Here is a 22,737-nt window from a genome sequence, read left to right on the forward strand (position 1 = left end):
CTTGAGCCGGAAAGGGTCTAGCCGCGCGCGCCGAACAGGGCCGAGCCGACCCGCACGCTGGTGGCGCCGAACCCAATCGCGGTCTCGAAGTCATCGCTCATGCCCATGGAGAGCTTCTGCACGCCGTTGCGGGCGGCGATCTTGGCCAGCAGCGCGAAGTGCGGGCCAGGCGGCTCGGCGGCCGGCGGAATGCACATCAGACCCTCGATCGCCAGGCCGTAGGTCGCACGGCAGGCGGCGATGAAGGCGTCGGCCTCGCCCGGGGCGACGCCGGCCTTCTGCGGCTCCTCGCCGGTGTTGACCTGGACGTAGAGCCGCGGCGTACGGCCCTGCTTCTGGATCTCCTCGGCCAGGGCGCGGGCCAGCTTCTCGCGGTCGAGGCTCTCGATCACCTCGAAGAACGCCACCGCCTCCTTGGCCTTGTTGGATTGCAGCGGCCCGATCAGCCGCAGCTCGAGCGCCTCCTGGCGGCCCGACCAGCGCTCCATCGCCTCCTGGACGCGGTTCTCGCCGAACACCGACTGGCCGGCCGCCAGGATCGGCGTCACGTTCTCCCAGGGCTGCATCTTCGAGACCGCCACCAGGGTCACGTCGCCAGCCGCCCGGCCGGACGCCTTCGCCGCGCGCGCGATCCGGGCTAGGACGTCGGTAAGGGCGGGAGGAACGGTCATCGCGGCGAACTTCTGGACAGTGACGAGGGCGGCCCAAGCCATAGGTCGCCGCGCGGCCGGGCGAAACCCCCCGCTGCCGCCGCTGCTGTTCTTCACCGACCCGGCGCGCACTCCCGACATCGAGGCCGCTGCGCGGCGGCTGCCGCGGGGCTCAGCGATCGTCTACCGCACGTTCGGCGCCCCCGACGCCGAGGCCCGCGCCAGACGGCTCGCGCAAATCGCGGCCGCGCGCGGCCTGCTGTTGCTGATCGGCGCCGATGCCGATCTGGCCGCGCGGGTCGGGGCCGACGGCGTCCATCTTCCCGAACGGCTTGCGGGGCGGGCCCGGCGCCTCAGGCGCCCCGGCTGGATCGTGACTGCGGCCGCGCACAGCGCCTGGGCGGCGCGGCGAGGCCTGGCGGCGGGGGCCGATGCGGTGGTCGTCTCCGCGGTCTTTCCGTCAAACAGCCCCTCGGCCGGCGCGCCGCTTGGCCAATTGCGCCTGGCTCGGCTGGCGCGGGTCGCCGGCGGCCCGGTCTACGCGCTGGGCGGGATCAACGACGAAACAGCCCGCCGGCTGCTGCCTGCGGGCCTGGTCGGTCTAGCGGCTGTAGAAGCCCTTAGAACTTGAAGGCGGTTTCCAGCCGGACGCGCGGCGCGGATTCCTGCGGCTCGGTCTTCTTGTAGGCCGGCGCTTCTTTCTCGCCGAGAGCGACGGCGCCCCCGACCCGAAGGCTCGGCGTGACGCGGAAATAGGCCCCGGCCTCGACGTCGTTCCACTGCGTGTCGCGCTCGCCCCGTTGTTCGAGGTTGAGCGTGACCCCCCAGCGCCCCTTGCGCGTATCCCACTTCAACGACTTGTTCCCTGCCGGGGTCGTCGAAGTTTCGCTGCGCACGGTGAAATCGGCGGCCTTGCCCTTCGCGGCCGGAGCCGCGCTCGACTGGGCATGCGCCGCCGTAGCGCCGCTCGCGAGGAGCGCCGCGCCGATCAACGAAATGACCAACCGCTTGGACATAACCACCTATATGGCCCCTTAGCCCCGAGCACGCCATTTCGAGACGTGACCGTTACTGCGATTAAAGTCCGCGGCGACGTCAGGTCAACCGAGTCCATGGGCCGGTTGCACACTCCGCAGGCAGATCGTCGGCGCCTGTGGCGGCTGGGACACGCGATTCCTGTTTGGCGGTTCCACGGGCGTTGTTATAGAGGGCGCGCCTGCGAGGGGGCGGCGCCGCGGCGCAAACCGACGCGGAAGAACGACTAGGAGCCGATATATGCCGTTTGTGCGCGGTGAGTTGATGCGTGGCGTGACGACCGGAGCCTTGGTGCTGAGCCTCGCGGCGTTGGCCGCGTGCTCGAGCGGCGGTCCCCGGACCTTCCAGACCCAGGAGCCGGGCGGCTTCAACATGTTTGGCATGGGCGGCGGCAAAAAGTCCGCTCCGGCCAACACGAGCCAGCCCGCAATCGGGGTCAACGGTTATCTGTGGCGGGCGACGCTGGACACCCTGTCCTTCATGCCGCTGGCTTCGGCCGACCCGTACGGCGGGGTGGTGATCACCGACTGGTACGTGAACCCGGAAAAGCCGGACGAGCGCTTCAAGTGCACCGTCTACATTCTGGACTCGCGCCTGCGCGCCGACGGCCTGAACGTGGCCGTCTTCAAGCAGACTCGGGACGCCACCGGCAACTGGACCGACGCACCGTCGGCTGGTCAGACCGAAACCGACCTGGAAAACGCGATCCTTACCAAGGCGCGGCAGCTTCGGCTGTCGAACATCGGCTAAGGCCTTATCGGGGCGCATTCAGCAAGGGTGGAAACCGGTTCGGATGCGCTCCCTCCCAAGGGTCAGCGCTTTCCGCCGCTGGCCGCCACCTATCGAAGTCTGAAGAGCGCCCCCAATGGCCCGCTACAATCCGAAAGAGACCGAGCCCAAGTGGCGTAAGGCCTGGGCTGACGCCGACGTGTTCAAGGCCGGCCCGCCGACCCCGGGCGTGCCGAAGTACTACGCCCTTGAGATGTTCCCCTATCCGTCGGGGCGTCTGCACATGGGCCATGTGCGCAACTACTCGTTGGGCGACGTCGTGGCCCGCTACAAGCGCGCCCGCGGCTTCAATGTGCTGCACCCGATGGGCTGGGACGCGTTCGGCCTGCCGGCCGAAAACGCAGCTATGGAGCGCGGCGTCGATCCGCGTGGCTGGACCTACGACAACATCGCCAAGATGCGCGCCGAGCTGAAGGAGCTGGGCCTGTCGATCGACTGGTCACGCGAGTTCGCCACTTGCGACGCGGCCTATTACGGCAAGCAGCAGGACTGGTTCCTGGACCTGTGGAAGCGCGGCCTGGTCTACCGCAAGGAAAGCATCGTCAACTGGGATCCGGTCGACCAGACCGTGCTGGCTAACGAGCAGGTGGTCGACGGCCGCGGCTGGCGTTCGGGCGCGGTGGTGGAGAAGCGCAAGCTGAACCAGTGGTTCCTGCGCATCACCGACTACGCCGAGGAATTGATCGAGGGGCTGAAGACGCTGGATCGCTGGCCCGACAAGGTCCGGCTGATGCAGGAGAACTGGATCGGCCGCTCCAAGGGCCTGAAGTTCAACTTCGGCTGGGCCAGCGAGGCGCCCAAGGGCTTCGAAGCCGGGCTGGAGGTCTACACCACCCGTCCCGACACCCTGTACGGCGCGAGCTTCGTCGGCATCGCCCCCGACCATCCGCTCGCCGAGCAGCTGGCCGCCGACCCCAAGGTCGCCGCCTTCATCGCCGAATGCCGCAAGGGCGGGGCCTCTGAGGCCGAAATCGAGACCGCCGAGAAGATCGGCTTCGACACCGGCCTGACCGTCGCCCACCCGTTCGATCCCAACTGGCGCCTGCCGGTCTGGATCGCGAACTTCATCCTGATGGACTACGGCACCGGCGCGATCTTCGCCTGCCCGGCCCACGACCAGCGCGACCTGGACTTCGCCCGCAAGTACGACCTGCCGGTCAAGGCGGTCGTGTTGCCGCCGGGCGAGGACGCCGCGACCTTCACGGTCGGCGACGAGGCCTATACCGGCCCCGGAACCATCTTCCACTCCGACTTCCTGGACGGCCTGGAGATCGAGCCGGCCAAGGCCGCGGCGATCGCCAGGATCGAAGCCCAGAACCAGGGCAAGGGCGCGACGGTGTTCCGCCTGCGCGACTGGGGCGTGGCGCGCCAGCGCGGCTGGGGCTGTCCGATCCCTGTGGTCCATTGCGCCAAGTGCGGCGTCGTCCCGCTGCCGAAAGACCAGCTGCCGGTCGTGCTGCCCGACGACATGGACTTCTCCAAGCCGGGCAACGCCCTCGCCCGGCACCCGACCTGGAAGAACGCCAGCTGCCCGCAATGCGGCGCCGAGGCGACGCGCGAGACCGACACGCTGGACACCTTCGTCGACAGCTCCTGGTACTTCGCCCGGTTCACCGACACCGAGGCGGCCGAGCCGATCAACAAGGCCGCGGCCGACTATTGGTTGCCGGTCGACCAGTATGTCGGCGGCATCGAGCATGCGGTGCTGCACCTGCTGTACGCCCGCTTCGTGACCCGCGCCCTGGGCGACGAGGGCATGCTGTCGGTGCGCGAGCCGTTCGCGGGCCTGTTCACCCAAGGCATGGTCACGCACGAGACCTATCGCCGCGCGCAGAGCGGTGAATGGGTCGAGCCCAAGGAAGTCGAAATCCTCGCCGAGGACGGCAAGCGCCAGGCGCGCAGCCTCGAAACCGGCGAGGCCCTGGTGATCGGCGACATCGAGAAGATGTCGAAGTCCAAGCGCAACACCGTCGCGCCGGAAGAGATCTTCGAGGTCTACGGCGTCGACGCGGCGCGCCTGTTCGTGTTGTCCGACAGTCCGCCCGAACGCGACACCCAGTGGTCGGCCGCCGGCGTCGACGGCGCCTGGCGCTTCGTCAACCGCGTCTGGAACGAGTTCGACAGCCAGCCTGCCGGCGCAGCGCCCGCCCCCTCCCCGGACCCGAAGGCCGACGAGCTGCGCGCCTTCACCCACCGCACCATCAAGGCGGTGACCGAGGCGGTAGAGACCTTCCGGTTTAACTCGGGCATCGCGCGGATGTACGAATTCCTGAATAAACTCAAGGAATTCCCAGCCGACAAGGCGACGGCGCCGGTGCTGGCCGCGCGCCAGGAAGCGCTGTCGGCGTTCGCCCGGCTGATCTCGCCCTTCACGCCGCACCTGGCCGAAGAGGCCTGGGCGCGGATCGGCGGCGACGGCATGGTCGTCTCCGCCCCGTGGCCGGCGTACGACGCGACCCTGACCCAAGACGCGGTCAAGGTCCTGCCCGTGCAGGTGAACGGCAAGCGGCGCGGCGAGATTTCGGTCGCCGCCGGGCTCGAACCGGCCGATGTAGAGAAGATCGTGCTTGACGATCCCGAGATCGCGCGGCGCCTTGAAGGCTTGGCGATCAAGAAGGTGATCGTCGTGAAAGACCGCATCGTCAACATCGTGGCCGGGTGACCTGCATGAACCGCGTCGTTGCTTCCGCCCTCATCGCCGCCGGAGCCCTGGGCCTGGCCGGTTGCGGGTTCACGCCGCTGTACGGCGACCCGGCGGTGACGGCGCAGTTGCACTCGGTGCAGGTGACGACGCCGCCCGGCCGCACCGGCCAACTGATCCGTGAGCACCTCGACGACGCCCTGGCCAACGCCAAGGGCCAGGCGCCGAAGTATCGTATGGACCTGGCGCTGGCTGAGACCCGCTATCCGCGCGGCCTGCGGGTCGACAACGTCGCCACCCGCTACGAGTACGTACTGACCGCCAACTACACCGTAGTTTCGATCAGCTCCGGGGCCTCGGTGAAGAAGGGCACGACCCGCGCCCAGGTCACTTATGACAGCGCCGACCAGCCCTACGCCTCGATCACCGCCCAGCAGGACGCCCAGGACCGCGCCGCCGCAGAGTGCGCGCGCCTGATCCAGCTGGAGCTTGCCGCCTGGCTGGCGACGCAGGGAAAATCGTAGGGATTTCAAGGCCGTGATCCTTTCCAAGCGGCCTGACATCGAGCGGTTCCTGGCCCGGCCGGAACCGCCGATCCGGGCGGCCGTGATCTATGGCCGCGACACCGGGGTGGTCCGCGACCGCGGTCTGCAACTGGCCCGCAAGATCGTTCCCAATCTCGACGATCCGTTCGACGTCGCCTTGCTGACGGACGGCGACTTGGATTCCGACGGCGCCCGCCTGGAGGGCGAACTGGCCGCCCAGTCGCTGATGGGCGGCCGACGGCTGGTGCGACTGCGGTTCGCCACCGAGAAGGCCGCACTCGACAAGCAGGTAGCCGAGACGCTCGTCGCCCATGCCGAGGGCAAGCTGAATCCCGACGCCTTCTTTATCGTCGAAGCCGGCAACCTCGGACGCGACTCCGCCCTGCGCAAGGCCGCCGAGAAGGCTTCCGACGCAGTCGCCATCCCTTGCTACGAAGACGAGCCCGGCGATGTCGCGCGGTTGGTGCGCGAGTTGCTGGCCCAGGACGGCGTCGGCCTCGACCCCCAGGCCCTGCAACTGTTCGTCGGGCGCCTGCCTAAGGAGCGTGGCGTGGCCCGTCAGGAGATCGAGCGCCTGGCCCTGTACCTGGAGCCCGGAAGCGGCCGCACGGCCGCTCCGCGCGATCTGGAGGACTTCCTGGGCGTCGAGCCGGAGGCCTCCCTCTCCGACGCCGCGGCCGACGCGTTCGGCGGCAAGCTGGCCGAAGCACAGGCCGGCCTGCGCCGCGCCGCAGCCGAGGGCGAACCCGGGGCCGCGGGGATCCGCGCCATCAGCATGTACCTTGGCCGGATGCGCCGCACCCTGACGCTGGCCAAGAACGGCGCTGGCCTGCAGGAGGCCGCCAAGGCCTCAGGCGTGTTCTGGAAACAAGAGCGCGAGTTTCTACGCCAGGCGCGCAGCTGGTCGCTGGCCGAACTCGACAAGCTGCAGCCCGACGTGCTCGCCGCCGACAAGGCCTGCAAGACCGCCGGCTCGCCCGACAGTTTGATCGCCGAGCGGCTGGCCTTGACCATCGCCGGCCGCGCGAGACGGCTGGGGCTCTAAACGTCCAAATTTGAAATCGCCGCTGTGGCGCGCAGAACGCGACCGCGCCGCACTCCGGGCCGCCCGGTTCGCGAGAATGCGAATTCCGAAATCGCGCCCTTTGAAATCAATGACTTAGGAATTAGGCCCGAGCGGTCAGCTTGCGGCAGAGCTCGTCGAGCTGTTCGAGCGTCGCATACTTGATCCGCAACTCGCCGAGGCCGCCCTTGTCGAGCACCTCGACGTCGAGACCGAGCGCGTCGGACAGATCGGCCTCCAGCGCTTGGGTGTCGGTGTCCTTCACGTGCTTGCGCGAGGCGGCCTTCGGCCGGCTGGCCGCCGGAGCGCCGCCCCGGGCCAGCGCCTCGGCCTCGCGGACCGACAGACCTCCGGCGATGATCTTCTCGGCCAGCGCGACCGGGTCGTCGGCCGTCAGGATCGCCCGCGCATGGCCGGCCGACAGCTTGCCCTCAAGCACATAGTTGCGGACGACCTCAGGCAGGTTCATCAGCCGCAGGGTATTGGCCACGTGGCTTCGGCTCTTGCCGATGCTCTCGGCCACCTCTTCCTGGGTGCGGCCGAACTTCTCGATCAGCGTCTGATAGGCCGCGCCCTCTTCGATCGGGTTCAGGTTCGAGCGCTGGACGTTCTCGATGACGCCGATCTCAAGCACCTGGACATCGTCCAGCTCGCGGACCAGCACCGGCATGACCCGCAGGCCCGCCTTCTGGCTGGCGCGCCATCGACGTTCACCGGCGACGATCTCCCACTCGCCCGGCCGGCCCGGCGCCGGTCGCACCAGGATCGGCTGCAGCACGCCCTTGTCGCGGATGGAGCCGGCCAGTTCCTCGACCTCGGCCTCGGTGAACACCCAACGCGGCTGGTGGTGGTTGCGATGGATCAGCTCGATCGGGATCTCGCGGACGCCCGAGATCTCCTCGAGCGGCGCGCCAGCCACCACCTTGGCTTCATCGACATCGCCCAACAGGGCCGACAGGCCGCGGCCCAGTCCACGCTTCTCGACCATCATCGTTCCTTACGCGGCCTTCTTGCGGCGATCGCGCTCGCGCAGAACGACCTCCCGCGCCAGCTTCAGATAGGCCTGCGAGCCCGAGCACTTCAGATCGTAGACCAGCACCGGCTTGCCGTAGCTGGGCGCCTCGGAGACCCTCACATTGCGGGGGATCACCGTGTTGTAGACGGTGTCGCCGAAGTGACCGCGGACGTCGCGGGCGACCTGCTCTGACAGGCTGTTGCGGCGGTCGTACATGGTCAGCACCACGCCCTGGATCTCCAGGTTCGGGTTCAGGCTGCCCCGCACGAGGTCGACCGTGCGCATCAGCTGCGTCAGCCCTTCGAGGGCGAAGAACTCGCATTGCAGCGGGACCAGGACCGCGTCGGACGCCGCCATCGCGTTGACCGTCAGCAGGTTCAGCGACGGCGGGCAGTCGATCAGGACGTAGGTGTACTCGCCTTCGACGCGGATCGGCTCCAGAGCGTCCCGCAGCTTGAAGGAGCGGCGCGCCTGCTGGCCCAGCTCCAGCTCGACGCCGGACAGGTCCGGATCGGCGGCCACCAGGTCGAGGCCCGGCAGCGCGGTGTTGACCACCGCCGAGGAGATCGGCTGCTCGCCCATCAGCACGTCGTAGAGCGTGACCTTGCGCTGGGCCCGGCCGACGCCGAGGCCGGTGGAGGCGTTGCCCTGGGGGTCGGAGTCGATCAGCAGGACCTTCTCGCCGACCGCCGCCAGTGCGGTGCCGAGGTTGATGGCCGTCGTGGTCTTGCCGACCCCGCCCTTCTGGTTGGCGACCACGAGGACGCGCAGTCCCCGTTTAGCTTTTACGACCACGGCCGAGCCTCCTTACACGCACGATCTGCCCTCTGGAGTCGCTCAAGCTGGGCGACACGTCCGCCTCGAAATTCCAGGTCTTCGCCGCGTCTTCGAGTTCGGACGCGACATCCTGCCCCTTCAGGAACAGCGCCTGCGCGCCTCGCTTGAAGTAGGGCTGGGCGTACCCCATCAGCCGCGACAAGGGCGCGCAAGCCCGCGCTGTGACGATATCCACAGTCAGCGACAAGTCTTCCGCACGTGAATTGTGAACGGTCGCCGGCAGCTGCAATCCGGTCACCACCTCGTTCAGAAATCGGCAGCGTTTGGTGAGGCTGTCGACGAGGTGCACGTGAAAGCCCGGGCGGTCTTTTCCCATGATCGCCAACACGATGCCGGGAAGTCCTGCGCCGGTGCCGAGATCGGCCCAGGTCAGGGCGTCGGGCGCCAGGGGCAGGATCTGGGCCGAGTCCCAGGCGTGGCGCGACCAGAAAATGTCGAGCGTGGCCGGGCCGACGAGGTTCATCTTCTCGTTCCACTCGACCAGGTATGACCGGTAGCGCTCGAGATCGGCGATCGCCTGCGGGCCGGCGTTGGCGGCGGCCGCGAAAGCGGCGGCGTCGTTCACTTCAACTGTCATCTGGTCAGGCGGCGCGGCGGCGGACGTGGGCCAGCAAAGCGGTGAGCGCCCCGGGCGTCACCCCCTCGATGCGCGCGGCCTGGCCGAGCGTCAGCGGACGCACGGTCGAGAGTTTCTCGCGCACTTCGTTCGAGAGCCCGCCGACGCCGGCATAGTCGAGATCGGCCGGCAGGCGCAGGTTCTCGTCGCGGCGGAAGGCGGCGGCGTCCGCGGCCTGGCGGTCGAGGTAGCCGGCATAGGCGGCGTCGATCTCCAGCTGCTCGCGGCAGACGGGCGACCACTCGGCGGCCTCAGGGAACACGCGCGCCAGGTCATCGAAGCTGATGGTCGGATAGGCCAGCAGCTGAACGAAATCGCGGACCTGGCCGTCGGATTTCACTGGCAGGCCGGCCTTTTGGGCCATGTTCGGAGACAGGATCAATTCCCCTGCCCGCTTGCGGGCGTGGGCGAGGTCCGCGGCCTTGGCCCGGTATGACGTTTCACGTGAAACACCGACCACGCCCAAGGCAATACCGCGTTCGGTCAAGCGCTGGTCGGCGTTGTCGGCGCGCAGGGTCAGGCGGAATTCCGCGCGGCTGGTGAACATCCGATAGGGTTCGGTGACGCCGCGGGTGGTCAGGTCGTCGATCAGCACGCCGATATAGGCCTCGTCGCGACCAAAACCGGCGGCGTCCTGCCCGGAGGCGGCGCGCGCTGCGTTGAGCCCAGCGACCAAGCCCTGGGCGCCGGCCTCCTCGTAACCCGTGGTGCCGTTGATCTGGCCGGCCAGATAGAGGCCGGGCAGCTTCTTCACCTCCAAGGTCGGATAGAGCTCGCGCGGATCAACATAGTCGTACTCGATCGCGTAGCCGTAACGCTTGACCTTGACGTTCTCGAGCCCTGCGATCGTGCGCAGGAACAGGTCCTGGGTCTCCGTCGACACCGAGGTCGAGATGCCGTTCGGATAGACGGTGTCGTCGTCCAGGCCCTCAGGCTCCAGGAAGATCTGGTGGCTGTCCTTGTCGCCGAAGCGGACGACCTTGTCCTCGATCGACGGGCAGTAGCGCGGCCCGCGGCCGTTGATCCGGCCGCCATAGACCGCCGATTCCGTCAGCCGGTCGGCGATGATCTGATGGGTCGCAGCGTTGGTGTAGGTCACGCCGCAGGAGATCTGCGGCACGGTGATCTTGTCGGTCAGGAACGAGAACGGGACGGGTTCGTCGTCGGCGGCCTGCATTTCCAGGCTGTCCCAGGCGATGGTCGAACCATCGAGCCGCGCCGGCGTGCCGGTCTTCAGCCGGCCCATGGTCAGGCCCGAAGCATAGAGACGGTCCGACAGACCGATGGCCGGGGCGTCGCCGACCCGGCCGGCGGGAATGCGGGTCTCGCCCTGGTGGATCAGTCCCTTGAGGAAGGTCCCCGTGGTCAGCACCACGCGGCCAGCGCGGTACTCCGTCCCGGTCGCGCCGACCACGCCCTGGACGACGCCGTCCACGACCATCAGGTCCTCCACCGCCTCAGCCATCACGGTGAGGTTGGGCGTGGCGGCAAGCTCGGCCTGCATGGCCTGGCGATAGAGCTTGCGGTCGATCTGGCTGCGCGGGCCGCGAACGGCCGCGCCCTTGGAGCGGTTCAGCATCCGGAACTGGATGCCGGCTTGGTCAGCGAGGCGGCCCATCAAGCCGTCGAGGGCGTCGATCTCGCGGACCAGATGGCCCTTGCCGAGCCCGCCGATGGCCGGGTTGCAGCTCATCTCGCCGATGGTTTCGAGCTTGTGGGTCAGCAGCAGGGTCTTGGCGCCGACGCGCGCGGAGGCCGCGGCGGCTTCGCAGCCGGCGTGCCCTCCCCCGATGATGATGACGTCCCAGGCGCTCAAGCGGATCTCCACGGAAGACGCCCCCGGAAGGCCGGGGGCGCTATCGGCAGCTATATAGCGAACAAGGGCCCGTTTTTCACCCGGGATTCCATCAGCGGCGGGTGTTTCACGTGAAACACGACGCGGGGCCCCGGCGCTGTTTCACGTGAAACAGCAGAGCTACTTGCCGATGCAGAAGCTGGAGAACACCCGGTCGAGCACGTCTTCGGGATCAATCCGGCCGGTGATCCGGTCCAGCGCCCGGCCGGCCAGGCGGACATCCTCGGCGGCGAGCTCCAGATCGTCTTCCAGGATCAGGGCGCGGCTGAGCCGTTCGAGCGCCTCCGACAGCAGCTCGCGGTGGCGCAGCCGGGTGGCGGTCGGCAACTCGGCCCCGGCCAAGGCGTCGATCACCCGCCGCTCCAGGGCCGCCTCGAGCGCAGATATGTCGTCAGGTTTCCAGGCGCTCAGTCTAACAACCTCTACATTCAGCGCGCGGGCCTCGACGAGCGCATGGCCCGTCTCAGCCCCCTGCCCGAGGTCGGCCTTGTTGATCAGACAGAGATCGTGCGGGTGCAGGACCGGGACCGTCGCGGCCGCGTCGCTGGCGCCGTCCACCACCCAGATCCGCAGGTCGGCGTCGTCAGCCCAGGCCCGCGCCCGGCGCACGCCCTCGGCCTCGATTTCGTCGTGGGTGTCGCGCAGGCCTGCGGTGTCGGCGAGCAGCGCCTTGTAGCCCGCCAGCCGCATCGGCACCTCGATGACGTCGCGGGTGGTGCCCGGCGTCGCGGTGACGATCGCCGCCTCGCGTCCGGCGAGAGCGTTGAGGATGGTGCTCTTGCCGGCGTTGGGCGCGCCGACCAGGGCGATCCGGAAGCCCTCCCGCACCCGTTCCCCGCGTTTCACGTCGATCACGGCGTGCTCGAGCTCGCCGATCAGCGCGGTCAGCACCGGTCGGGCGCGCGCCGCAACGTCGGCCGGAACCTCCTCGTCAGGGAAATCCACCGCCGCCTCGAACATGGCCAGCGCCTCGATCAGCCCGTCGCGCCAGCGAGTCTGGGCCTGGCCGAGCGCCCCGCCGAGCTGGTCCAGGGCCTGGCGACGCTGAGCCTCGGTCTCGGCCTCGATGAGGTCGGCGACGCCCTCAGCCTGGGCCAGGTCGAGCTTGCCGTTCTCGAACGCGCGGCGGGTGAACTCGCCCGGCTCGGCCAGACGCAACCCTTGCGCGGCCAGCGCCTCCAGCAGCCCGGCGACCACGGCCGGGCCGCCGTGCACGTGAAACTCGGCGGCGTCCTCGCCGGTGTAGCTGGCCGGCCCCTCGAACCACAGCACCAAGGCCTGGTCGATGGCGTCGCCCTGAGCGTCCTTGAGAATCCGCAGCGCCGCCTCGCGCGGCTTCGGCATCTTGCCGACCAGCGCTTTCAGCGCCCGACCCGTCTGGGGGCCGGACAGGCGTACGACCGCGACCGCCGATCGCCCGGCGGCGGTGGCGGGCGCGAAAATGGTGTCGGTCATTTGGGCCGCGTGGCGCCCATGCTGGCGTCGACGGCGGCGCTCATCAGGCTGCGGAACTGCTCCTGAGCCCCGACCCCGAAGGCCGTCCAGTTCTTGATCAGCTCGTCCGGCGACAGCATGGCCATGTTGGAGGACATGCGTTTCTGCATCTCTTCGACGAGTTTGTCGTTGAGACCGGTGACGTCCGGCAGACCGAGGAAGGCGCGCGCCTCCTGCGGGGAGCAATCTATTTCAATCGTCATCTTCATCCGGATAACCCTACAGCCGTCGTGATGCTTGACCACATTGTTATGAGCGCAGCCGAGGCGCCCGCGCTAGTAGCGGCGACAGGGCCTTAAGCTTTTAGACGGGAGTTACCGATGGGTGAGACCACCACCATCAAGACCGACGACGGCCAGTTCGCCGCTTACGTGGCGCGACCGAGCAATCCGAAGGCGCCGGCCATAGTGGTCATCCAGGAGATCTTTGGCGTGAACGCAGTCATGCGCGGCGTCTGCGACGAGCTGGCCGCGGCCGGCTTCCTGGCGGTGTGCCCCGACCTGTTCTGGCGGATCGAACCGGGGATCGACATCACCGACCAATCCGAGGCCGAGTGGAAGAAGGCCTTCGAGCTCTACAACGCCTTCGACGTCGAGGCCGGCGTCAAGGACATCGCCGCGACCATCGACCATGTGCGGGCCCTGCCCGAGGTCAACGGCAAGGTTGGCGCGGTCGGCTTCTGCCTCGGCGGGCTGCTCGCCTACCTGACCGCGACCCGCACCGACGCGGACGCCTCGGTCGCCTACTACGGCGTCGGCATCGAGAAGCACCTGGTCGAGAGCGAGAAGCAGGCCCATCCCCTGCTGATGCACATCGCCGAGGAAGATCAGTTCGTGCCGAAGGAAGCCCAGGCGCTGATCATCGCCCAGCTGAAAAACCATCCGCAGGTCGAGATCCATACCTATCCCGGTCGCGACCACGCCTTCGCCCGCCAAGGCGGAGAGCACTATGACGCGACCGACGCCAAGCTGGCCGGCGGCCGGACCCTAGCGTTCTTCAACCAACACCTGAGCTAAGGAGCCACGATGAAGGCGATCCGTTTCGACCGTACCGGCGGTCCCGAAGTGCTGGAAACCGCCGAGGTGGAGGTCCCCTCCCCCAAGGCCGGCGAGATCCTGGTGCGGCATGAGGCGGTGGGGGTGAACTTCATCGACACCTATCACCGCAGCGGCCTCTATCCAGTGAAGCTGCCGTCCGGCCTGGGGCTGGAAGCCGCCGGCGTGGTCGAAGCGGTCGGCGACGGCGTCGAGCGCTTCAAGGCCGGCGATCGCGTGGCCTACGCTTCGGGTCCGATCGGCGCCTATTCCGAACTGCACGTCACCACGGCGGCCCGGGCGGTCAAGCTGACCGTCGGCGTCGACACCAAGGTGGCGGCGGCGGCTCTGCTGAAAGGCATGACCGCCGAGTTCCTGATCCGGCGAACCTTCCCGGTGAAGGCCGGCGACACCATCCTGGTGCATGCGGCCGCCGGCGGGGTCGGCTCGATCCTGGTCCAATGGGCCAAGCACCTGGGCGCGCGGGTGATCGGCACTGCCGGCTCGGAGGCGAAGGCTGAGCTGGCCCGCAGCCACGGCGCCGACCATGTCATCCCCTACCGCGATCAGGACGTGGCCGCGGAGGTCCGGCGGCTGACCGACGGCAAGGGCGTGCCGGTCGCCTATGACTCGGTCGGCGCGGCGACCTTCGAAGGCACGATGGGCAGCCTGGCGCGACGGGGCATGTTCGTGTCGTTCGGCAACGCGTCCGGTCCCGTGCCGCCGTTCGCGCCGCTGCGGCTGTCGCAGGCCGGGTCGCTGTTCTTCACCCGGCCGACGATGTTCGACTACACGGCCACGACCGAGGAGCTGGACGAGAGCGCCGCGGCCCTGTTCGCGGTCATCGCCTCGGGCGCGGTGAAGATCGACATCGGCCAGACCTTCGCGCTGGGCGACGCCCGTAAGGCGCACGAGGCGCTGGAGGGCCGCGAGACGGTCGGGGCGAGCCTGCTGATCCCGTAGGACGAAGATCTTCCCATAAATGGGAACACCCAAAGAGACTCCCTCGCCACCTTGGGGGAGAGGGTTGGGGTGAGGGGGACTGCTGACTCCGCAGAGCGCCGCTGCGCGACGCGACACCCCTCACCTAGCCTCTCCCCTCAAGCGGGGAGAGGAACAGGTATTGCAGCCGGCGAGGGCCAGATTCTCCCCTCTTGGGGGAGGTGGCGCGCGGAGCGCGACGGAGGGGGATTGCCCTCAGGCCGAAGCTTCAAAGTCCCCCTCAGTCAGCTTTGCTGACAACTCCCCCAAGGGGGGCGTCTGGAGCGGTGTTCCCTCTCCCCAAATGGGAGGAGGAAACGACGGCTCGTTTCACGTGAAACACGTTCAGAATCAGTGCCTTAGTCAAAAACAAAGGGGCCCGCGTCGCCGCGAGCCCCTTTTTCGTGCCAGCTAAGGCTGAGCGCCTTAGGTGTTCATCGACTGGAAGAAGTCTTCGTTGTTCTTCGACTGCCGGAGCTTGTCGAGCAGGAACTCGATCGCGTCCTGGGCGCCCATCGGGGTGATGATGCGGCGCAGGATGAACGACTTCTGCAGGTGTTCCTTCGGGGTGATGAGGTCTTCTTTCCGGGTGCCCGACTTGATGACGTCGACGGCGGGGTAGATCCGCTTGTCGGCGACCTTGCGGTCCAGAATGATTTCCGAGTTACCGGTGCCCTTGAACTCTTCGAAGATGACTTCGTCCATCCGGCTGCCGGTGTCGATCAGGGCGGTGGCGATGATGGTCAGCGAGCCGCCTTCCTCGATGTTCCGCGCGGCGCCGAAGAAGCGCTTCGGGCGCTGCAGGGCGTTGGCGTCGACGCCCCCGGTCAGCACCTTGCCGGACGACGGCACCACGGTGTTGTAGGCGCGGCCGAGGCGGGTGACCGAGTCCAGCAGGATGACCACGTCGCGCTTGTGCTCGACCAGGCGCTTGGCCTTTTCGATGACCATCTCGGCGACCTGCACGTGGCGGGTGGCCGGCTCGTCGAAGGTCGAGGAGACGACTTCGCCGCGGACGGTGCGGCGCATGTCGGTGACTTCTTCCGGGCGCTCGTCGATCAGCAGGACGATCAGGTAGCACTCGGGGTGGTTGGTCTCGATCGACTTGGCGATGTTCTGCAGCATCACCGTCTTACCGACCCGCGGCGGGGCGGTGATCAGGCAGCGCTGGCCCTTGCCGAGCGGCGCGACGATGTCGATGACCCGGCCGGTGCGGTCCTTCAGGGTCGGGTCTTCGATCTCCATCTTCAGCCGCTGGTCGGGATAGAGCGGCGTCAGGTTGTCGAACAGGACCTTGTGCCGGACGTTTTCCGGCGGCTCGAAATTGATCTGGTCGACGCTGACCAGGGCGAAATAGCGCTCGCCTTCACGCGGCGCGCGGATGCCGCCGTCGACCGTGTCGCCGGTGCGCAGGCCGAACTTCCGGATCTGCGAGGGACTGACATAGATGTCGTCGGGGCCGGACAGGTAGTTGGCTTCCGGCGAGCGCAGGTAGCCGAAGCCGTCCTGCATGACCTCGAGGGTGCCCGAGCCGGAGATCTGCACGCCTTCCTCGGCCAGCGCCTTGAGGATCGCGAACATCATGTCCTGCTTGCGCATGGAGTTGGCGTTCTCGATCTCCAGCGTCTCGGCGAAGGAGAGCAGGTCGGCCGGCGACTTGTCCTTCAGCTCCTGGAGCGACATGCGGGTGAGGCCCATGGCGGCGATCGCCGCGGCGACCTCCGAGGGCTCGTCATCCTCTTCCTCGGCCTCAGCGCTGGCTTCGGCCTGCGCTTCTTCGACCGCCGGGGTTTCAAGGACGGGGGTTTCGGGAGTTTCGACCGGGGTTTCCTCGGTCGGGGGGGCGGTGTCTTCGCTCATGATCTTACTCTGATAGTCCCGAGCGGCCCGAACGGACTTCGGGCGTCGAGGGAATCGACAATGGCGCGGGAGGCGCGCCGATGAATTTTTCAAGGACCGGGCCGCGGCGGCTGACGTTCAGCGCGCGGCGCACGGGAAAAGGCGGGGCGTGGCTTCGCGGCGCGACTCCACGTGTGATCAGCGGAACCACATGCGGGGCGGCGGGTCAAGCGTCGCTGCTGCTCGTTCCTCCCCGTTGGGGGAGGTGGATCGCCGCAAGGCGGGCCTGGTGACTCTGTAGCCCCCCTCACCCGGCCATGCGGCCGGGAGCTCCCCCACCGGGGGAGCAACTGTCATGTAAGATCAGCGTTGGCCGAATTGAAGGGTCACGGCCAGGACCGCGATCACCGCGGCCAGGAACGGCAGTTCGTTGGTGGCGCGCCAGAACTTCGCCGACTTCGGGCGCTGGCCGGCCAGGAACTTCTTGTAGGAGCCGGCCAGGAAGCCGTGCCAGCCGGAGATGAACAGCACCGCCGCCAGCTTCACGATCATCCAGGGCTGCAGCAGGAAGGACCAGCCCTCGCCGACCGCGTACACATGGTAGAGGATCAGCCCGACGCCCAGCGCCCAGACGATGATCATCGACGGATTGATGATGATTTTCAGGAGCTTGCGCTCCCATACCAGGAAGTGCTTGTCGAACTCGCTGCCGGGGGGCGCGGTCTCGGTGTGGTAGGCGTAGAGCCGCGGCAGATACATCATGCCGGCCATCCAGGCGATCACAGCGATGATGTGCAGGCCGCGCAGCAGGTCGAAATGGTTCATCAAAGGCTCCCCCTAGCCCTGTTTGCAGGCGCATTTGCCATAGGCGGACGGGCAGCGCCACGTCCCGAACGGCGCTGGCGCGGCGCCGCGATCTAGCGCCTCCAGCGTCGCGGCCGCCAAGGCATCGATCAATGCGCCGTCCACCGTCGGAGTCGGGGCCCGCAGATAAGGCGCGCAGTTCAGCGACTTGGCCAGCTCGGCATACTCGTGATCGAGCTCGACCAGGGTCTCGACATGCTCGGAGACGAAGGCGATCGGGCTGATCAGCACGCCTTTGCCGTCGGCGGCGGCCTGGCGGACAGCGTCGTCGGTAGACGGGCCGATCCATTTCAAGCGGCCGACCCGGCTCTGGTAGCAGACGCTCCAGTCGGGCAGTTCCGGCAGCAGGGCGGCAACCGCCTGGGCGGTGGCCTCGACCTGGGCCTGGTAGGGATCGCCGCCGGCGATGACCTTTTCCGGCAGGCCGTGGGCCGAGAACAACAGCCGCACGTTGTCGGGACGGCCGGCCTTCAGCCAGGTCTGGCTAATCGACCGGGCGTGGGCCTCGATCAGCCCCGGGGCGGTCGGATAGCAGCAGACCGCATGGCTGGCGCCGGGGCCACGATAGGCGCGGGCCCAATCCTTCAACGACGAAGCTGTGGTCGTGGTCGAAAACTGCGGATAGAGCGGCAGCAGCACCAGTTCGTCCGGCGCGAACTCGGCCACCTCGCGCGCCGTCTGGTCAGCGAACGGCTTCCAATAGCGCATCGAGATGAAGACGCGGGTCTCCAGATCCGGCCGCGCGGCGCTCAGCGCCGCCAGCAGAGCGTCGGCCTGGCGCTGGGTCTCGGGCAGCAGCGGCGAGGCCCCGCCCATGATCGCGTAGTTGGCCTTGGCCGTCTCTTCGCGCCCGGAGGCGATGATCCGGGCCAGCGGCAGGCGGACGATCGCCGGCAAGGTGATGATCGCCGGGTCGCTGAACAGGTTAGTCAGGAACGGCTTCACCGCCTCGGGGCCGTCAGGTCCTCCGAGGTTGAAGAGGACGACGGCCAGCTTGGTCACTTGCTGGTCATCCTGCGGCCGGTCACCCTGCAGATCGTGCGCTCGATGTGCTCGATCGGCGTGTCGGGCATCACCCCGTGGCCGAGGTTGAAGATGTAGGGGCCGCCGTTCCACTGCTCGATCAGCGCATCGACCCGGGCGTCGAGCGCCGGGCCGCCAGCGCGCAGCAGCAGGTTGTCGAGCGCGCCCTGGATGGTCTTGCCGCCGGCCTGGATCTGCTGGCCGAGCGCGGCGGTCGCCTGGGTGTCGAGGGCGACGGCCTGGACCGGGACCTTCGCGGCGTAGGTCGCGACCTGGGCGCCGGCTCCGCGCGGGAAGCCGATGAACGGCGTGTCGATCCCGGCGGCGCGGACCTTCTCGATGATCGCCGTGTGCGGCCGGATGACGATGCGCTCGAACATGTCCTCGGAAAGGCTTTCCGCCCAGCTCTCGAACAGCTTGAGCACCTGGGCGCCGGACTTGGCCTGCATGACGAGGTAGCGGGCGGTGGACTCCACCAGCACGTCCAGCAGGGCGTCCAGTTTCTCAGGGTTCTGGTAGGCGAAGGCGCGGGCCGCCTCGCGCTGCGAGCCGCGGCCTTCGATCATGTAGGTGGCGACGGTCCACGGCGCGCCGGCGAAGCCGATCAGGGCGCGCTCGGGTTCGAGCTCGGCGCGAACGCGCTGCAGGGTCTCGCCGATTTCCGATAGCCGGCCGGTGGAAGCCTCGATCTGGTCGGCCAGCGCCTCGATTGGCGGCAGCTCGCCGAGCCTGGGCCCCTCGCCGGCCTCGAACCAGACGTCCTGGCCCAGCGCCCGCGGGATCAGCAGGATGTCGGCGAACACGATCGCCGCATCCAGCGGGAAGCGGCGCATCGGCTGCAGGGTGGCCTCGGCGGCCATTTCCGGATTGTGGCAGAAGGCGATGAAGTCCCCGGCCCGAGCGCGCAGCTCGCGGTACTCCGGCAGCGATCGCCCAGCCTGGCGCATGAACCAGACCGACGGCCGATCGAGGGTTTCACCCGAAAGCGCCCGAAGGAGGCGCGGTTTTGAACTTTCCGACATGGCCGTCGTTAAACCGGCTTCGGACGAAAGGCTCAAGCCCGCCTGCCCTCTTCTTCTTATCTAAGATTCTTAAATTGGAAGTGGAGTTAGAGGTTGGGCCTTGGAGAAGTGGGGACAACTTCGCCCGGCCATACCGCGCCAACCCCTTTTCAACATGGCTGTAGCGGGTTTTCCAACATGGTTAAGCCATACCTGTGAGTTACGGGGAAAACCGCCAAACCCCAACTGGCGTTTACCTTTCGTTAAAGGGTTAACAGGGAGTTAACGATGACGAACGGGAGTCATTAAAACGGTTCCGCCAACCGGCCCTGTTCATGCTTTTTTAACCAACTGAGCCGTGGACGAGACGGGCGCAAACCCCGGGGGTTTTCCCGCCCGTGCACAAGCCGAGCGGCGGCGCGGCGACTCTTCCCCAAAACGGTCCGGCTTCGTTAAGAAGGTTTCGACTCTTTCGTCCCCAGCTTTGCGATCCCCGCCCTGCAGATTCCTCTTTACGCGCCGGCAAAGGCTCCATGACCCGTTTTGCGACCTACTTTCACGTACACCTGGTCTCGGACTCCACCGGCGAGACGCTGAACGCGATGGCGCGGGCGGTATGTGCGCGGTTCGAGAACGTCCTGCCGATCGAGCACATCTATGCGCTGGTGCGTTCGCCCCGGCAGCTGGAGCGGGCGCTGACCGACATCGAGGAAGCCCCGGGCGTGGTGATCCACACCATCGTCGACGACCAGCTGCGCACGGCGCTGGAAGAAGGCGTGCGGCGGCTGGACATGCCGTGCATCGCCGCGCTGGATCCGCTGGTCTCCTCGCTGCAGCGCTATCTTGGCGCCTCGATCAGCCGGCGGGTGGGCGTGCAGCACGCGCTGGACAATGACTATTTCAACCGCATGGACGCGCTGAACTACGCGATCGGCCATGACGACGGTCAGGGCGGCCAGGACCTGGAGCAGGCCGACGTGGTGCTGGTCGGCGTTTCGCGGACATCCAAGACCCCGACCTGCATCTATCTGGCGCATCGCGGGGTGCGGGCGGCGAACGTGCCGCTGGTGCCGACCCGGCCGCCGCCGGAAAAGCTGTTCGACCTGAAGAACACCCTGGTGGTGGGGCTGACCATCTCGCCCGACCGGCTGATCCAGATCCGCCGCAACCGGCTGCTGAGCCTCAAGGAAGACCGCGAGAGCAGCTACATCGACATCGAGGCGGTGCGCGAGGAGACGGTGAAGGCGCGCAGGCTTTATGAACGCCAGGGCTGGCCGGTGATCGACGTCACCCGGCGCAGCGTCGAGGAAACGGCCGCGGCGGTGCTGAACCTGCTGCACGGCGGCCATGGCCAGGTCGAGGTGCTGGGCTGATGAGCGAGCAGATTATCCTGGCCTCGAAGAGCGCGGCCCGTCGCGCGGTGCTGACCGGCGCGGGCGTTCCGTTCGAAGTGGCGGTCGCCGGCGTCGATGAGGACGCGGTCAAGACCTCGATGTTGGCGCAGGGGGCTACGCCCCGCGACGTCGCCGACGCCCTGGCCGAGATCAAGGCGGTGAAGATCTCCGCCGGCCGGGCCGGCTTCGTGATCGGCTCGGACCAGACGCTGGAGTTCGAAGGCAAGCTCTACGACAAGGCCGAGAGCCTGGAGGCCGCGGCCGAGCGGCTGAAGACTATGCGCGGCAAGCCGCACAAGCTGCATTCGGCGGTGGTGGTGGCCAAGGACGGGGCGCCGATCTGGCGTGAGATCGTCTCGGCGACCCTGACCATGCGCGACTTCTCCGACGACTTCCTCGACGACTACCTGGCGCTCGAGGGCGAGGAGATGCTGGGCTCGGTCGGCTGCTATCGGCTGGAAGGTCCCGGCGCGCAGCTGTTCTCGAAGATCGAGGGCGACTATTTCGCCATCCTCGGCCTGCCGCTGATGGGGTTGCTGGACCTTTTCCGGCGGCATGGGGTGCTGACGGCATGAGCCTGTCCGGCGCGACGCGGGTCGCCGGGGTGGTCGGGCGGCCGATCACCCACTCGATGAGCCCGATCCTGCACAACGCCTGGCTGGCGGCGGCGGGGATCGACGGGGTTTATGTCCCGTTCTCGACGCAGCCGGGGCGGTTCACCGCGTTCGCGCAGGCGCTGCGCGGCGGCACGGTGGCGGGCCTGAACGTGACCCTGCCGTTCAAGGGCGAGGCGCTGGCCCTGGCCGACGAGGCGAGCTTCCGGGCTAGGAGCGCCGACGCCGCCAACGTTCTTGTGTTCCGCGAGGACGGGACGATCTACGCCGACAACACCGATGGGCTCGGCATGTTGGGCGCGTTCGGCGAGCAGGCGCCGGGCTTTGATCCCAAGGCCGGGCCGGTGGCAATCCTCGGCGCGGGCGGCGCGGCGCGCGGAGCGGCCGCGGCGTTCGTCGAGGCCGGCTGCCCGGACGTGCGCATCGTCAACCGCACGCTGCTGAAGGCGCAGGAGATCGCCGAACCTTTGGGGGCGACGGCCTTACCGCTGAGCGAGGCGGCCGCGGCGTTCGACGGTGTTATCGCCTTGGTCAACGCCACCTCGGCCGGGCTATCGGGAAGCGCGGGGCTTGAGGTTCCGCTGGACGCGACACCGGCGAGCGCGGTGGTCATGGACATGGTCTACAAGCCGCTGAAGACCCCGTTCTTGGCGCAGGCCGAAACCATCGGACGCCGGACGGTCGACGGCCTGGCCATGTTGATCGGCCAGGCGGTTCCGAGTTTCGAGTACTTCTACGGCCAGCCGCCGCCGCGCGACGTCGACGTGCGCAGCCTGGCGATCAAGGCATTGGGGCTCTAACGCATGCTCATCATCGGCCTGACCGGCTCCATCGGCATGGGCAAGTCCACGACCGCCAAGATGTTCCGCGAAGCGGGCATCCCGGTCTACGACGCTGACGCGGCGGTGGCCGATCTCTATGAGACCGGCGGCGCGGCGGTCGCGCCGCTCGAGGCCGCTTTTCCCGGCGTGACCAAGGACGGCGCCGTCGATCGCGAGGCTCTGCGCCAGCGGGTGCTGGGGAACGACGAGGCGATGGCTAAGCTCAACTCCATCGTCCATCCGCTGGTCGGCGCAGACCGGGTGCACTTCTTCAAGGCCGCCGAAGACGCCCAGGCCGACATGGTCGTGCTGGACATCCCACTGCTCTACGAGACCGGCGGCCACGCCAACATGGATGCGGTGGTGGTGGTCTCGGCCCCCGAAAGCCAGCAGCGCGAACGGGTGCTGGCCCGGCCAGGCATGACCGCCGAACGGCTGGACGCGATCCTGTCGCGCCAGATGCACGACGCCGAGAAGCGGGCCCGCGCCCACTTTGTCGTCGACACCGGCCGCGGCCTTGAGCCGGCCCGGGAGCAGGTCGCCGAAATCATCTCGGTGATGCGTGATCCACAGCGACGTCCAGCTCGCGACAAGGCGCCGGGTTGAAGCCCAGCTCGAAGCAGCCG

Annotated in this window: 23 protein-coding genes; 11 read left to right on the forward strand and 12 right to left on the reverse strand. The window is 68.0% G+C overall.

What is annotated here, in order from left to right; translation table 11 throughout:
- Positions 1-17: 17 nt before the first annotated feature.
- A complete protein-coding gene (locus C0481_RS20545; RefSeq protein ID WP_293407434.1) occupies positions 18-671 on the reverse strand; it encodes a YggS family pyridoxal phosphate-dependent enzyme in 654 nt (217 codons plus the stop codon).
- Positions 672-690: 19 nt separating this feature from the next.
- Between C0481_RS20545 and C0481_RS20550 the strand changes: the two genes are divergently transcribed.
- Positions 691-1,281 carry a thiamine phosphate synthase gene (locus C0481_RS20550; protein WP_293407436.1) on the forward strand — a complete coding sequence of 197 codons (591 nt, stop codon included), beginning with the start codon at positions 691-693 and terminating at the stop codon, positions 1,279-1,281.
- Here the strand turns inward: C0481_RS20550 and C0481_RS20555 are convergent.
- The gene (locus C0481_RS20555) at positions 1,271-1,642 is read right to left on the reverse strand and encodes an NtrZ family periplasmic regulatory protein (RefSeq protein WP_293407438.1); all 372 of its coding nucleotides are present in this window, start codon (positions 1,640-1,642) and stop codon (positions 1,271-1,273) included. The two genes, C0481_RS20550 and C0481_RS20555, sit on opposite strands and share 11 nt — an antisense overlap.
- 283 nt (positions 1,643-1,925) lie before the next feature.
- Between C0481_RS20555 and C0481_RS20560 the strand changes: the two genes are divergently transcribed.
- From C0481_RS20560 to holA, 4 genes are all read left to right on the forward strand, one after another.
- The gene (locus tag C0481_RS20560) at positions 1,926-2,435 is read left to right on the forward strand and encodes a DUF3576 domain-containing protein (protein ID WP_293407440.1); all 510 of its coding nucleotides are present in this window, start codon (positions 1,926-1,928) and stop codon (positions 2,433-2,435) included.
- Between the two features lie 115 nt (positions 2,436-2,550).
- Positions 2,551-5,136, forward strand: coding sequence for a leucine--tRNA ligase (gene leuS, locus C0481_RS20565; protein ID WP_293407442.1), 2,586 nt, complete (start codon positions 2,551-2,553; stop codon positions 5,134-5,136).
- A gap of 5 nt (positions 5,137-5,141) precedes the next feature.
- Positions 5,142-5,639, forward strand: coding sequence for an LPS assembly lipoprotein LptE (gene lptE / locus C0481_RS20570; protein ID WP_293407444.1), 498 nt, complete (start codon positions 5,142-5,144; stop codon positions 5,637-5,639).
- 13 nt (positions 5,640-5,652) lie between these two features.
- Positions 5,653-6,705, forward strand: coding sequence for a DNA polymerase III subunit delta (holA, locus tag C0481_RS20575; RefSeq protein ID WP_293407446.1), 1,053 nt, complete (start codon positions 5,653-5,655; stop codon positions 6,703-6,705).
- Between the two features lie 121 nt (positions 6,706-6,826).
- Here the strand turns inward: holA and C0481_RS20580 are convergent, their stop codons facing one another.
- The 6 genes from C0481_RS20580 to C0481_RS20605 form a co-directional block, all read right to left on the reverse strand.
- On the reverse strand, positions 6,827-7,714 hold the full coding sequence (locus C0481_RS20580; RefSeq protein WP_293407449.1) for a ParB/RepB/Spo0J family partition protein: 888 nt from the start codon (positions 7,712-7,714) through the stop codon (positions 6,827-6,829).
- 6 nt (positions 7,715-7,720) lie between these two features.
- Positions 7,721-8,509, reverse strand: a complete 789-nt coding sequence (locus C0481_RS20585; RefSeq protein ID WP_293407501.1) for a ParA family protein — start codon at positions 8,507-8,509, stop codon at positions 7,721-7,723.
- Positions 8,510-8,516: 7 nt separating this feature from the next.
- A complete protein-coding gene (gene rsmG / locus C0481_RS20590) occupies positions 8,517-9,140 on the reverse strand; it encodes a 16S rRNA (guanine(527)-N(7))-methyltransferase RsmG (protein WP_293407451.1) in 624 nt (207 codons plus the stop codon).
- Positions 9,141-9,156: 16 nt separating this feature from the next.
- Entirely contained in the window at positions 9,157-11,007 is a 1,851-nt protein-coding gene (gene mnmG / locus C0481_RS20595) for a tRNA uridine-5-carboxymethylaminomethyl(34) synthesis enzyme MnmG (RefSeq protein WP_293407453.1), read from the reverse strand.
- Between the two features lie 159 nt (positions 11,008-11,166).
- Positions 11,167-12,501 carry a tRNA uridine-5-carboxymethylaminomethyl(34) synthesis GTPase MnmE gene (mnmE, locus tag C0481_RS20600; protein WP_293407455.1) on the reverse strand — a complete coding sequence of 445 codons (1,335 nt, stop codon included), beginning with the start codon at positions 12,499-12,501 and terminating at the stop codon, positions 11,167-11,169.
- The gene (locus tag C0481_RS20605) at positions 12,498-12,749 is read right to left on the reverse strand and encodes a DUF6489 family protein (protein WP_293407457.1); all 252 of its coding nucleotides are present in this window, start codon (positions 12,747-12,749) and stop codon (positions 12,498-12,500) included. The genes mnmE and C0481_RS20605 overlap by 4 nt, the downstream gene beginning before the upstream one ends.
- 111 nt (positions 12,750-12,860) lie before the next feature.
- On the opposite strand from C0481_RS20605, the gene C0481_RS20610 reads away from it, so the two are divergent.
- Positions 12,861-13,556 carry a dienelactone hydrolase family protein gene (locus C0481_RS20610; RefSeq protein ID WP_293407459.1) on the forward strand — a complete coding sequence of 232 codons (696 nt, stop codon included), beginning with the start codon at positions 12,861-12,863 and terminating at the stop codon, positions 13,554-13,556.
- Positions 13,557-13,565: 9 nt separating this feature from the next.
- The gene (locus C0481_RS20615; protein ID WP_293407461.1) at positions 13,566-14,537 is read left to right on the forward strand and encodes a quinone oxidoreductase; all 972 of its coding nucleotides are present in this window, start codon (positions 13,566-13,568) and stop codon (positions 14,535-14,537) included.
- A gap of 444 nt (positions 14,538-14,981) precedes the next feature.
- Here C0481_RS20615 and rho read toward each other — a convergent pair whose 3' ends face one another.
- The 4 genes from rho to hemE all read right to left on the reverse strand — a co-directional run bounded on the left by rho (position 14,982) and on the right by hemE (position 19,303).
- Positions 14,982-16,415 (reverse strand): transcription termination factor Rho, encoded by a 1,434-nt coding sequence (gene rho, locus C0481_RS20620; RefSeq protein WP_293407463.1) that lies wholly within the window; start codon positions 16,413-16,415, stop codon positions 14,982-14,984.
- A 342-nt stretch (positions 16,416-16,757) separates the two neighbouring features.
- Positions 16,758-17,219 (reverse strand): CopD family protein, encoded by a 462-nt coding sequence (locus C0481_RS20625; RefSeq protein WP_293407465.1) that lies wholly within the window; start codon positions 17,217-17,219, stop codon positions 16,758-16,760.
- A gap of 12 nt (positions 17,220-17,231) precedes the next feature.
- Entirely contained in the window at positions 17,232-18,260 is a 1,029-nt protein-coding gene (gene hemH, locus C0481_RS20630) for a ferrochelatase (protein WP_293407467.1), read from the reverse strand.
- Positions 18,257-19,303 carry a uroporphyrinogen decarboxylase gene (gene hemE / locus C0481_RS20635; protein ID WP_293407469.1) on the reverse strand — a complete coding sequence of 349 codons (1,047 nt, stop codon included), beginning with the start codon at positions 19,301-19,303 and terminating at the stop codon, positions 18,257-18,259. Before hemE ends, hemH begins: the two co-directional genes overlap by 4 nt.
- A 512-nt stretch (positions 19,304-19,815) precedes the next feature.
- Between hemE and C0481_RS20640 the strand changes: the two genes are divergently transcribed.
- From C0481_RS20640 to coaE, 4 genes are read left to right on the forward strand one after another with little or no spacing between them, the layout of a single operon-like run.
- Positions 19,816-20,655: a pyruvate, water dikinase regulatory protein gene (locus C0481_RS20640; RefSeq protein ID WP_267230979.1), complete on the forward strand. Its 840-nt coding sequence runs from the start codon at positions 19,816-19,818 to the stop codon at positions 20,653-20,655.
- Positions 20,655-21,251: a nucleoside triphosphate pyrophosphatase gene (locus tag C0481_RS20645; protein ID WP_293407474.1), complete on the forward strand. Its 597-nt coding sequence runs from the start codon at positions 20,655-20,657 to the stop codon at positions 21,249-21,251. Before C0481_RS20640 ends, C0481_RS20645 begins: the two co-directional genes overlap by 1 nt.
- The gene (gene aroE, locus C0481_RS20650) at positions 21,248-22,090 is read left to right on the forward strand and encodes a shikimate dehydrogenase (protein WP_293407476.1); all 843 of its coding nucleotides are present in this window, start codon (positions 21,248-21,250) and stop codon (positions 22,088-22,090) included. Before C0481_RS20645 ends, aroE begins: the two co-directional genes overlap by 4 nt.
- A 3-nt stretch (positions 22,091-22,093) precedes the next feature.
- Positions 22,094-22,717 carry a dephospho-CoA kinase gene (gene coaE / locus C0481_RS20655; RefSeq protein WP_293407478.1) on the forward strand — a complete coding sequence of 208 codons (624 nt, stop codon included), beginning with the start codon at positions 22,094-22,096 and terminating at the stop codon, positions 22,715-22,717.
- The last annotated feature ends 20 nt before the right edge of the window (positions 22,718-22,737 follow it).

This window comes from Phenylobacterium sp., from assembly GCF_013822795.1.
In the GTDB taxonomy this organism is placed as follows: Bacteria; Pseudomonadota; Alphaproteobacteria; order Caulobacterales; family Caulobacteraceae; genus Phenylobacterium.

Bases quoted from the DNA above. Each gene is read 5' to 3' on its own strand.
- C0481_RS20545 (WP_293407434.1), bottom strand. From the start codon at position 671: ATGACCGTTCCTCCCGCCCTTACCGACGTCCTAGCCCGGATCGCGCGC.
- C0481_RS20560 (WP_293407440.1), top strand. From the start codon at position 1,926: ATGCCGTTTGTGCGCGGTGAGTTGATGCGTGGCGTGACGACCGGAGCC.
- leuS (WP_293407442.1), top strand. From the start codon at position 2,551: ATGGCCCGCTACAATCCGAAAGAGACCGAGCCCAAGTGGCGTAAGGCC.
- lptE (WP_293407444.1), top strand. From the start codon at position 5,142: ATGAACCGCGTCGTTGCTTCCGCCCTCATCGCCGCCGGAGCCCTGGGC.
- C0481_RS20580 (WP_293407449.1), bottom strand. From the start codon at position 7,714: ATGATGGTCGAGAAGCGTGGACTGGGCCGCGGCCTGTCGGCCCTGTTG.
- mnmE (WP_293407455.1), bottom strand. From the start codon at position 12,501: ATGACCGACACCATTTTCGCGCCCGCCACCGCCGCCGGGCGATCGGCG.
- C0481_RS20605 (WP_293407457.1), bottom strand. From the start codon at position 12,749: ATGAAGATGACGATTGAAATAGATTGCTCCCCGCAGGAGGCGCGCGCC.
- C0481_RS20610 (WP_293407459.1), top strand. From the start codon at position 12,861: ATGGGTGAGACCACCACCATCAAGACCGACGACGGCCAGTTCGCCGCT.
- C0481_RS20615 (WP_293407461.1), top strand. From the start codon at position 13,566: ATGAAGGCGATCCGTTTCGACCGTACCGGCGGTCCCGAAGTGCTGGAA.
- rho (WP_293407463.1), bottom strand. From the start codon at position 16,415: ATGAGCGAAGACACCGCCCCCCCGACCGAGGAAACCCCGGTCGAAACT.
- C0481_RS20625 (WP_293407465.1), bottom strand. From the start codon at position 17,219: ATGAACCATTTCGACCTGCTGCGCGGCCTGCACATCATCGCTGTGATC.
- hemE (WP_293407469.1), bottom strand. From the start codon at position 19,303: ATGTCGGAAAGTTCAAAACCGCGCCTCCTTCGGGCGCTTTCGGGTGAA.
- C0481_RS20640 (WP_267230979.1), top strand. From the start codon at position 19,816: ATGACCCGTTTTGCGACCTACTTTCACGTACACCTGGTCTCGGACTCC.
- C0481_RS20645 (WP_293407474.1), top strand. From the start codon at position 20,655: ATGAGCGAGCAGATTATCCTGGCCTCGAAGAGCGCGGCCCGTCGCGCG.
- aroE (WP_293407476.1), top strand. From the start codon at position 21,248: ATGAGCCTGTCCGGCGCGACGCGGGTCGCCGGGGTGGTCGGGCGGCCG.
- coaE (WP_293407478.1), top strand. From the start codon at position 22,094: ATGCTCATCATCGGCCTGACCGGCTCCATCGGCATGGGCAAGTCCACG.